Origin of the sequence: uncultured Salinicola sp. (assembly GCF_937921195.1) — a bacterium.
In the GTDB taxonomy this organism is placed as follows: domain Bacteria; phylum Pseudomonadota; class Gammaproteobacteria; order Pseudomonadales; family Halomonadaceae; genus Salinicola.
The window spans coordinates 1-9,978 of the sequence record NZ_CALFQK010000163.1; the positions used below are offsets into that span (position 1 = coordinate 1).

A 9,978-nucleotide genomic window follows, 5' to 3' on the forward strand; every position below is an offset into this window, starting at 1 on the left:
TGCCGATCGTCATGGCGATGATCGCCGGGGCGTTGATTCGCTTCGGCGTCGGGGCCGTCGACTCGGTGGGCGCCGCGCCGCTGATTGCCGGAATGGCGCTCGTTGCCTTCTTTCTGACATCACGCTTTTTGAAGTCCGTTCCCCCGGTACTGGTCGCTGCGGTAGTGGGCTTTCTGATGGCCTATTTCACGGGTGCCATTCAGACCGGTGGCGTAGATATCGCGATGGTGGCGCCACAGTTCACCTGGCCGAATTTCTCGTTCGATGCCTTCGTGGCGATATCGATCCCGCTGGCAGCGCTGGTGCTTGGGGCGGAAAACGCCCAGGCGACGGGGGTCCTGCTAGCCGAGGGATATCGGCCGCCGGTCAACGCGATGACGATCATCAGCGGCATCGGCGGCATTGTGGCCGGGCTGCTCGGCGGGCACAACGCCAACATTGCCGGACCGATGACGGCGATCTGCGCCTCCGATCAAGCCGGCGCCGACCGTGAAAAGCGTTATGGCGCGACGCTGGTCAATGGCGTGCTGTTTTGCGCCTTCGGGTTGTTCGCGGGCGGTGCGGTGCCGCTGATCATGGCGCTGCCCAAGGCGTTGATTGCCAGTGTTGCCGGTGTGGCGATGATCGGTGTGCTGCTGGCGGCTTTCCAGCAAGCCTTCAACAAACAGTTCGGTTATCAAATCGGGGCCTTCGTGGCCCTGGTAGTGGCGATGAGCAAATTAAGTCTGTTGGGAATCAGTTCACCATTCTGGGCGTTGGTCGCTGGCATCGCAGTATCGGCCATATTGCGCGAGGCCCCCGTCGATGGCGTATCGGCAACGCCGGGAGAGAACGCTCCTGTCGACGGCAGCCGGGTCTAGGCGGTGCATCGGTGACAGGCAGGCGCGGTGGTACCTGGCGAGATCGGGATGGCGTGACGTCAGGTAATCATCGCTTCGTGAGCGGTTTCATCTTTGGTCCAATACCACCGTTGGATCGGCTTCGGAGTGATATTGTGGGCTGTTGGCCATCAACATAATCGGGATGACCGAGAGGCACTATGTCGAATGCTTATCGAATCTTTCATGGGGGGTTCGGACGAATCGCCTTGTTGGATATGGACGAGCCGCTGGTGCCTCATGCCCATTCCGAGTGTCACGTCCTCATCAAGGCCACCGGGCAGAACACCTATTTCTCGGTGCGCGGGCGTCGACTACCGCTCACCGATCACACCGCCGTGCTCGTCAACGCCTGGGAACCTCACTATTACGACCACCAGGCCGGCGTATCCGAAAGCGTGATTCTGGCACTGTATATCGAACCACGCTGGCTCGCAGCGCTTCAAACGGATCTCTCGACCAGCGCTCGCCCCGATTTTTTCGTGCAGCCGTGTATCGAACTGACCCCCCGCATGCGTCGTCAGGCGGATATCCTGATCGGCGAGATGCTCGGGTTTGGGCCGATGCCCCGGGAAAAAATGGAGAGCCTGCTGTTCGATCTCTTGATATCGATCGTCGAAAAGCACTCCGATTGGCATCATCTGGCCAGGTTGAAGGCGGGTACTGCGGGCGATTTCTACGACGTCCGTATCCGACGAGGCATCGGGCTCATTCTCGAATCCGCGCCGGGCGAGCTGGATCTCGATCTGATTGCTCGACAGTGTGGACTATCACGCGCGCATTTCTTCTCGCTGTTCAAGAAAACGACGGGCATGACCCCCCAGATGCTGGCCAACATGGGGCGTATGAGTTCCGCGTTTCAGTGGCTGGCCGACAATCGCCAAGGCTCTCTGGGAAATCTGGCCCAGGAACTGGGTTTCTCCGAGCAGGGGCATTTCACACGCTTCTTTCGTCGTCACATCGGTGCGGCGCCGAGTCAGTATCAGCGCGTCATGGATAATTACTCACCCTGAAACGGGTCTTGAAGCGTGGAATCACGGGATGGAGTTCAGGCAGCGACAGCCTCGCTACCCAGCGCCAGCATGCTCAGATTGCCGAACATGAAGCTCTCGTGAAGAGGCCGAAGCGGTCGGCCCTCCATGGCACCCACGCACATCAACAACGGTAGGAAGTGCTCGGGCGTCGGGTGCGCGTAGCGGGCGTTCGGCGCATCCCGCCACGCTCTCAGCGCGTCGAGATCGCCGCGTGCGGCGACGTCGATGACCCAGTCGTGAAACTGCCTGGCCCAGGTATCCGGGGCGTCGTGGACGAAGTGCCGGGCGCCGAGGTTGTGGGTGGCGGCACCGGAGCCGATCAGCATCAGGTCGTTGGCTGCGGCCCATCGGCCCAATACTGCCGCTATCCGAAGCTGGGTCGCGGTATCGGCCGCCATGGGCACGCTGACCGGTATCAACGGCACATCGGCGCCCGGCCACAGCAGCGAGAGTGGCGACCAGATACCATGGTCCAGCGCCCGCTCGGGATCGAGTCGCGTATCGATCCCGCTGTCATTGAGCCCGGCCGCCAACGATCCGGCCATCTCGGGCAAGCCGCGAGCCGGGTAATGCATCCGATAGAGGGCATCGGCGAAGCCGTGGAAGTCGTGCCAGGTAGCGGGCGTCGCTGCACTGCCCAGCACCAGCCCCGGCGCTTCGAAATGCGCCGAGATCACCAGCGCGGCCGAGGGCTTGGGCAACCGCTCGCCGAGGTCGGCCAGGAAGGCGCGGGCCGGATGGTCAATCAGGCTGAGGTCCGGGGAGCCGTGGGAGAGATAGAGCACCTGGCGCATCGTCATGGCAGTCGCTTCCGTGAACATGGGCATTACCGACAGCCTACGCCGAAGACCGGGCCACACTAGCCGTCTCCAGGCGAACGGACGGTTTCGCTATCGTCAACATTGGCGTTTTCCATCGACGGAGATTGGAGGGCAGGGAGGAGGCTGGTTTACACTACCGGAACAAGCGTCCTCTTCGGGCGGCGCCTCGATCCATCGCAGTGGGGATGTCCGGCATGCGTAATGCCATCTATGTCACCTTGGCCGCCATCAGCTTTGCGCTGGGCGTGATCGGTCTGTTCCTGCCGGTAATGCCGACCACCTGTTTCATGCTCGCAGCGGTGTGGCTGGCGTCGCGAGGTTCTCCGCGCTTTGCCAACTGGATTCGCAACCATCCGCGCTTCGGCCCGCCGATCCAGTCGTGGGAACGCGAGCGTGCCATCCCCAGGCACGCCAAGATCATGGCCGTGATCATGCTCGGTGTCTCGTGTGCGATCATCGCCTTCACCGTCTCCCTCTGGCCGCTCAAGCTCGGCCTGATCGTGGGTCTGGCGGGGCTGGCGCTCTGGATCGTGACGCGGCCCTTGCCGAGCCTGCAGTGTCCGGTGCGCGGGGTGTGGTCGGAAGAGGCTCCCGAGCGCCGCTGAGCCCGGGGCCGGTATCCGCGTCTCTCTTCTCCTCCCTTCGTTGCTTTACATCCCGCCCGTCTTCTCCGGGCGCGATCCTGATTCGATATCGTTCCGGTCACGCGGGTAGAATGGTGCTCGATCGTCGGGCGGCGGGCCCGTTTTCGGATTCGATCCGCCGTCGCGACCTGCCCACTTCCACAAGGAGCGTTGTCATGTCTGGGATGCAAGCGACCTATCTCAAGGACTATCTGCCGCCGGCGTACCGCGTCACGCACACCGAGCTCACCTTCGATCTCGCGCCGTCCGCTACCCGGGTCAAGGCGCGCTTGCATATGGAACGCCATCCCGATCGCGAGCCCGATGACAATGAGACCGGCCTGCCGCTGGAACTGGCCGGTGGCGAGCTCGAGCTGATCCGTATCGCCATCGACGGCCAGACGCTGGAGCCGGGGGAGTTCGAGGTCGGCGACGGCAAGCTGACCGTCGCCACCGTACCGGAGCGCTTCCTGCTCGATACCGAGGTCGAGATCGATCCCGACGCCAATACCGCACTGGAGGGGCTGTATCGCTCCAATGGCATGTTCTGCACCCAGTGCGAGCCGGAAGGGTTTCGCCGTATCACCTATTACCCCGATCGTCCGGACGTGATGGCGACGTTCTCGACCACGGTGATCGGCGACCGCGATTCGCTGCCGGTGCTGCTCTCCAACGGCAATCCGGTGGAGAAGGGCGAACTGCCCAACAATCGCCACTTCGTGACCTGGGAAGACCCGCACCCCAAGCCCAGCTACCTGTTCGCGCTGGTCGCCGGCAGCCTGGAGAAGGTCGAGGACCACTACACCACCATGAGCGGCCGCGATGTGCTGCTGCAGATCTGGGTCGAGCCGGAGAACCTCGACAAGACCGAGCACGCCATGGCCTCGCTCAAGCGCTCCATGCAGTGGGACGAAGAGACCTACGGTCGCGAGTACGATCTCGACCGCTTCATGATCGTCGCCGTCAACGACTTCAACATGGGGGCGATGGAGAACAAGGGTCTCAACATCTTCAACTCGGCGGCGGTGCTGACCCATCCGCAGACTGCCAATGACGCTACCTTCCAGCGGGTGGAGGGGATCGTCGCCCATGAATACTTCCATAACTGGTCGGGCAACCGGGTCACCTGCCGCGACTGGTTCCAGCTCTCGCTGAAGGAGGGCTTCACCGTCTTCCGCGACCAGACCTTCTCCGCCGATGTCAATTCGGCCGCGGTCAAGCGGATCGAGGACGTCTCGTTCTTCCGTACCGCCCAGTTCGCCGAGGACGCCGGACCCACCGCCCATCCCGTCCGTCCCGATCACTACATCGAGATATCCAACTTCTACACCCTGACCATCTACGAGAAGGGCGCGGAACTGGTGCGCATGCTGCGCCACCTGCTGGGATGGGAGGATTTCCGCCGCGGCAGCGATCTCTACTTCGAGCGCTTCGACGGCCAGGCGGTGACGATCGAGGACTTCGTCGCCTGCATGGCGGAAGTGTCCGGCCTCGACCTCGAACAGTTCCTGCGCTGGTACTCGCAGGCAGGAACGCCGGAGGTGGACGCCCATGGCGAGTACGATTACGCCAACTGCGAATATCATCTGCGCCTGTCGCAGCGCACTCCGGCGACGCCGGGACAGACCGACAAGCTGCCGCTCCACATTCCGGTTCGCATGGGCCTGGTGGGGACCAAGTCCGGCCACGACCTGACCCTGACGCTGGACGGTGAGAAACGGGGCAAAGATGCCGTCATTCATCTGCGCGAAGCCGAGCAGACGTTCGTCTTCACCGACGTCGAAGAGGCGCCGGTGCCGTCGCTGCTGCGCGGGTTCTCGGCGCCGGTGAAGCTGCGCTATCCCTACTCCCGCGAGGAGCTGGCGTTCCTGCTGACCCACGACTCCGACGGTTTCAATCGTTGGGATGCGGGCCAGCGTCTGACCATGCTGGCGCTGGACGACCTGATCGCCGCGCATCGGAACGGCGTCGAGAAGGTGATGGACGTGCGCCTGGTCGAGGCGTACCGCAGCTTGCTCAACGAGCCCGGTGACGACAAGGCGGTGCTGGCGGAGATGCTGACGCTGCCGTCGGAGGCGTACATCGCCGAACAGCAGCCGGTGGTCGATGTCGACGCCATCCATGCCGCCCGCGAGTTCGTGCGCCAGTCGCTGGCCTGGCAGCTGCGCGACGACTTTCTCGCCGTCTACCGTGACAACCTGAGTGACGAGCCCTACGCGCCGACGCCGGAGCAGATCGCGAGCCGTCGCCTCAAGAACGTCGCCCTGGCCTACCTGATGAGTATCGAGGACGATGAAGCCATCGGCCTCACCCAGCAGCAGCTGGAGCGGGGCGCCAACATGACCGACGTCCGCGCCGCGTTGACGCTGCTGGCGCACAGCGACCGTACCGATCTGGCCGAGCCGGCACTCAAGGCGTTCGGCGAGAAATGGGCTCACGATCCGCTGGTGATGGATCAATGGTTCACGATCCAGGTCACCCGCCCCCAGCCCGACGTACTCGATCGCGTGCGCTTCCTGATGGGGCATCCGCTGTTCTCGATGAAGAACCCCAACAAGGTGCGCGCGCTGATCGGTGCCTTCGCCCAGAACCGGGTCAACTTCCATCGGCTCGATGGCGAGGGCTACAAGCTGCTGGCGGACGTCGTGATCGAACTCAACCGACTCAACCCGGAGATCGCCGCGCGCATCATCACCCCGTTGACCCGCTGGCAGCGCTTCGACGACGAGCGCCAGGCGCTGATGAAGGCCGAGCTCGAACGCATTCGTGCCGAGAAGCTCTCGCCCAACGTCTATGAGATGGTGGAACGTGCGCTGGCGGATGCCTGATGGCGGCTCTCGCCAGGTCGACTCCGGTCGCGCCCGGCGAGCGGCTCCGCGGCTTGGCGGTTGCCGCCGGTAATAGGAACCTGGAGGGAGCGTCCGGCGGATGACATCGTCCAACCGTCATTTCTTCGTTTCGCTGCTGCTGTCGCGACTGGCGGACCAGATGCTGCTGTTTCTGGTACCGCTGGTGATCTATCGGCTGACCGGCAGTGTCGCCTGGTCGGGGCTGGCATTTTTCTTCGAGACCCTGCCACGGTTTCTGGCCTTTCCGCTGTGCGGTCAGCTCTGCGACCGTCATCGCAACGATCGGTTGCTGCGGTCGAGCCAGCGCTGGCGCATGGCGACATGCATCGCGGCGATCCTGGGCTATCTGGCGGCACCCCATGTGGCATGGTTGATCGGCCTGTCGGCGCTGGTCGGCGTACTGTCGACCCAGGGCGTCATGGCGCGAGAGATGCTGCTGGTGCAGGCCTTCGGTGCAACCCGCTACGAGCGACTCGTCTCCCACGCTCAACTGTTCGACCAGGTGGGGACGGTACTTGGCCCGCTGGTGGCGGCGGCGCTATTGGCGCGGCTCGAGTGGGAGGCGGTGGTGGTGGTGATCGCGCTCGGGTTCGCGCTGAGCGATTTCGCGGTGTGGCGCTGGCAGCGCGGGGCTCGGCCCGAGCTGCCGATGCCGCGATCGGATTCGCCCAACGGGTATCGGGCGCTGCTGATCGCCGGCCGTCACCTGCGCACCAGCCCCGCCTTGCCGGCCTCGATCGGCCTGGCGATGGCCGTCAACCTGTTGCTGGGAACGCTATTGGCAACGGCGCCCGCCATTGTCACCGGCGTTCAGAACCACGGCGAAATCTACTATGGCGTGCTGCAGGCCGGCGGCGCGCTGGCCACGATCTTGGTGTTGCTGTTCACGGCAAGGTCGCTGATACCGGCGGACCGGCTGGGGCTGTTGGCCTATGCGGCGATGGCGCTGGGCGGGCTGATGGCGAGCGTGACCGCGATCTCGCCGCTCTACGCGATCGGCTTCCTGCTGGTGATCGGCTTCGACAAGATGTTCAGCGTCTCGATTCGCAGCCTGCGCCGTCGGGTCATCCCCTCGGAAGACTTCGGCAAGACGACGGGGCTGGTAGTGATGCTCAACAATTTCACCCAGCCGCTGGGCGGGTTGCTCGTCAGCGCGACGGCCGGTTTTCTGGCGACGGGTTCGATCCTGCTGGGCGTGGCGCTCGTCATGGTCGTCACCGGGGTGTTCATCCTGTGGTGCTATCGCGACCACGTGCTGCCGTCGCTTGGGCAGTGCTAGCAGAGCGATAGCCGGTAACGAGAACGGGCCGCCACTGGCGGCCCGTTAGCGGGAGAGTTCGAGGAAAAGTCGGTGCTTCGATCAGGAATAGTGCACGTACATCGTCTTGCTCTTGACGTAGGCTTCCAGCCCGTACTTGCCGTCTTCGCCGCCAAGGCCGCTGTTGCGGTATCCCTTGTGAAAGCCCTGGACCGACTCACCGCCGCCACGGTTGACGTAGATCTCGCCGAAATCGAGCTCCCGGGTCAGCGCCATCAGGTGCTTCACGTTCTGGGTGAATACATAGGCGGATAGGCCGTACTCCGAGGCGTTGGCATACGCCATCGCCTGTTCGAAACCGTCGACCTTCATGATCGGCGCCACCGGCCCGAAGATCTCCTCCTTCATGATGTCCATGTCATTGTTGACGTTGGTGAGGATCGTCGGCGCGTAGTAGTTGCCCTTGTCGTAGTCACCGCCGGTCAGTCGCTTGCCGCCGGTCAGCAGCTGCGCGCCCTGGTTCTGGGCGTGTTCGACCATGTCATGGATCTTGTCGAGCTCTTTCGCGTTGATCTTCGGCCCCATGTCGACGTCCTTGTCGGTCAGCGGATTGCCGACCTTGAGCGCCTCGACGCGCTGCTTGAAGCGCTCCAGAAAGCGATCGTAGATCCCGGACTGCACGTACATCCGCTCGTTGCAGGTGCACACCTGGCCGCAGTTGTTGTAGCGCGAGGCGATGGCAGCGTCGACCGCCGGGTCGAGATCGGCGTCGTCGAGCACGATGAACGGCGCCTTGCCGCCCAGCTCGAGACGCACGATCTTGAGATGTTCGGCGGCGGCCTTGTTGATCTCGCGGCCGCCGCGCACGCTGCCGGTCATGCTGACCAGCTGGGTGATCGGGCTCTGGATCAGGTGATTGCCGATGTCTCGACCGCGACCGTTGACCAGGTTGACCACCCCGTCGGGAATACCGGCCTGACGCGCCAGTTCGACCAGCTCGAGCGCGGTCAGCGGGGTCTCTTCCGAGGGTTTGAGCACGATGGTGTTGCCCGCCGCCAGGGCCGGGCCGAGCTTGCGGCCGATCAGCGCCGCGGGGAAATTCCAGGCGGTGATGCCGACCACCACGCCGTGCGGGACCTTCTGGATCCAGATCTGCTCGTCGGGGTCGTCCGCCGGGATGATGTCGCCTTCCAGCCGGCGGGTATTCTCGGCCGCGAAGCGGATCAGGTCGCAGCACATGCCGACGTCCGCATCGGATTCGGAGAGCGGCTTGCCTTGCTCAGTGGTGATCAGCCGGGCCAGGCGGTCCCGGTTCTCCTGGATCAGCTCCACCAGCCTGTAGAGATGATCGGCGCGCTCGACGGCGGTCTTGCGTGACCAAGCGGGGAACGCATCCTGGGCTGCCTGGAGTGCCTGGTCGGCCAGCTTTTCATCGGCCAGTCGGGCCCGCGCAATGACCTCGCCGGTGGCGGGATTGAGCACGTCCAGCAGTTCGCCGTCACCGGTGAGCCATTGGCCGCCAATGAACTGGCTGTAGACGTCGACGCCGTCTTGCTGCGATTTGAGTGACTGACTCATCCTGATGTCTCCTTGTCTGACGCGACGACAGAACCTGTCGTCAATCGGTCACCGATCAATGTGACCTTGCGACCTCAAGGTGGTAGACGAAAGGGGGAATGACAAGGAGATCACGGGGGCCCAGGAGGAATAGGCATGTCTTCCCGTCGATTGTTGCCATCGGGAAGACACCCGACTCAACGAATCAGCCAGCTCAGTATCAGCAGGCCCAGCAGCAGCCAGACGATGCCGCCGACGATGCCGCCGCGAACCAGTGAGCGGATGCCACTGACAAGCAGCAGCACGCCAATCACCAGCACGGCGATGCTGAAGACCGAGTCGCTGATGCCCAGTGAGCCGGTCAATCCCTCGACGAAGCCGTCGAGTGCCTGCCACAGGCCGCCGAAAACGCCGTGCAGCCCATTGATCACGGCACGAATCACGTTGCCGATCGCTTCGCCGAGCCAGTTGAAGAATCCATCCATGGTGAGGTCTTGTCCTGAAAAGTTAATCGGCGTGCTGCTGATCGCGCAGCCACTGGATTTCGTCCGGCCAGATCGCCGGTTCGACGGTTTCCAGTATCAGCGGTATGTCATCGGTGCGGGGATCGCGCATCAATGCGGTGAACCCCGGCAGGCCGATATTGCCCTTGCCGAGGCTGTGGTGGCGGTCGACCCGACTGGCGAACTCGCTCTTGGCATCGTTGAGGTGCATGCCGCGCAGGTATTGAATGCCGACCACGCGCTCGAACTCGTCGAGCATTGCAGTGGCGTCCGCCTCGGTGCGCAGGTCATAGCCGGCGGCGAAGGCGTGACAGGTATCGATGCAGGCGCCCACGCGGGTCTTGTCGTCGACCTGTTCGATGATCTCGGCCAGTTGTTCGAACCTGAAGCCGAGATTCGAGCCCTGGCCGGCAGTGTTCTCGATCACCGCGACCACCGAGCGGGTCGCCGCATGG

9 protein-coding genes are annotated in these 9,978 nt (G+C 63.6%); 5 read left to right on the plus strand and 4 right to left on the minus strand.

The features are described from left to right. Nucleotides 1-11: 11 nt before the first annotated feature. Together Q0602_RS18430 and Q0602_RS18435 are read left to right on the plus strand one after the other, a co-directional pair. Entirely contained in the window at nt 12-860 is an 849-nt protein-coding gene (locus Q0602_RS18430) for a benzoate/H(+) symporter BenE family transporter (RefSeq protein ID WP_298846458.1), read from the plus strand. 236 nt (nt 861-1,096) lie between these two features. Beyond that, nucleotides 1,097-1,891 (plus strand): AraC family transcriptional regulator, encoded by a 795-nt coding sequence (locus tag Q0602_RS18435; RefSeq protein ID WP_298846475.1) that lies wholly within the window; start codon nt 1,097-1,099, stop codon nt 1,889-1,891. Nucleotides 1,892-1,926: 35 nt separating this feature from the next. On the opposite strand, the gene Q0602_RS18440 is transcribed toward Q0602_RS18435, so the two are convergent. Next, nucleotides 1,927-2,712 (minus strand): class III extradiol ring-cleavage dioxygenase, encoded by a 786-nt coding sequence (locus tag Q0602_RS18440; protein WP_298846461.1) that lies wholly within the window; start codon nt 2,710-2,712, stop codon nt 1,927-1,929. 215 nt (nt 2,713-2,927) lie between these two features. Between Q0602_RS18440 and Q0602_RS18445 the strand changes: the two genes are divergently transcribed. From Q0602_RS18445 to Q0602_RS18455, 3 genes are all read left to right on the plus strand, one after another. Next, complete coding sequence (locus Q0602_RS18445; RefSeq protein WP_365677144.1) at nt 2,928-3,338, plus strand: YbaN family protein; 411 nt, start codon at nt 2,928-2,930, stop codon at nt 3,336-3,338. Nucleotides 3,339-3,532: 194 nt separating this feature from the next. Next, a complete protein-coding gene (gene pepN, locus Q0602_RS18450) occupies nt 3,533-6,184 on the plus strand; it encodes an aminopeptidase N (RefSeq protein ID WP_295037584.1) in 2,652 nt (883 codons plus the stop codon). Between the two features lie 100 nt (nt 6,185-6,284). Beyond that, the gene (locus Q0602_RS18455; RefSeq protein ID WP_298846466.1) at nt 6,285-7,484 is read left to right on the plus strand and encodes an MFS transporter; all 1,200 of its coding nucleotides are present in this window, start codon (nt 6,285-6,287) and stop codon (nt 7,482-7,484) included. An 81-nt stretch (nt 7,485-7,565) separates the two neighbouring features. On the opposite strand, the gene aldA is transcribed toward Q0602_RS18455, so the two are convergent. The 3 genes from aldA to Q0602_RS18470 all read right to left on the minus strand — a co-directional run. Then, nucleotides 7,566-9,041, minus strand: a complete 1,476-nt coding sequence (aldA, locus tag Q0602_RS18460) for an aldehyde dehydrogenase (protein ID WP_298846469.1) — start codon at nt 9,039-9,041, stop codon at nt 7,566-7,568. A 176-nt stretch (nt 9,042-9,217) separates the two neighbouring features. Further along, complete coding sequence (locus Q0602_RS18465) at nt 9,218-9,505, minus strand: hypothetical protein (protein WP_149436284.1); 288 nt, start codon at nt 9,503-9,505, stop codon at nt 9,218-9,220. Between the two features lie 22 nt (nt 9,506-9,527). Then, a partial coding sequence (locus Q0602_RS18470; protein WP_298846472.1) for a deoxyribonuclease IV occupies nt 9,528-9,978 on the minus strand: 451 nt, incomplete at its 5' end.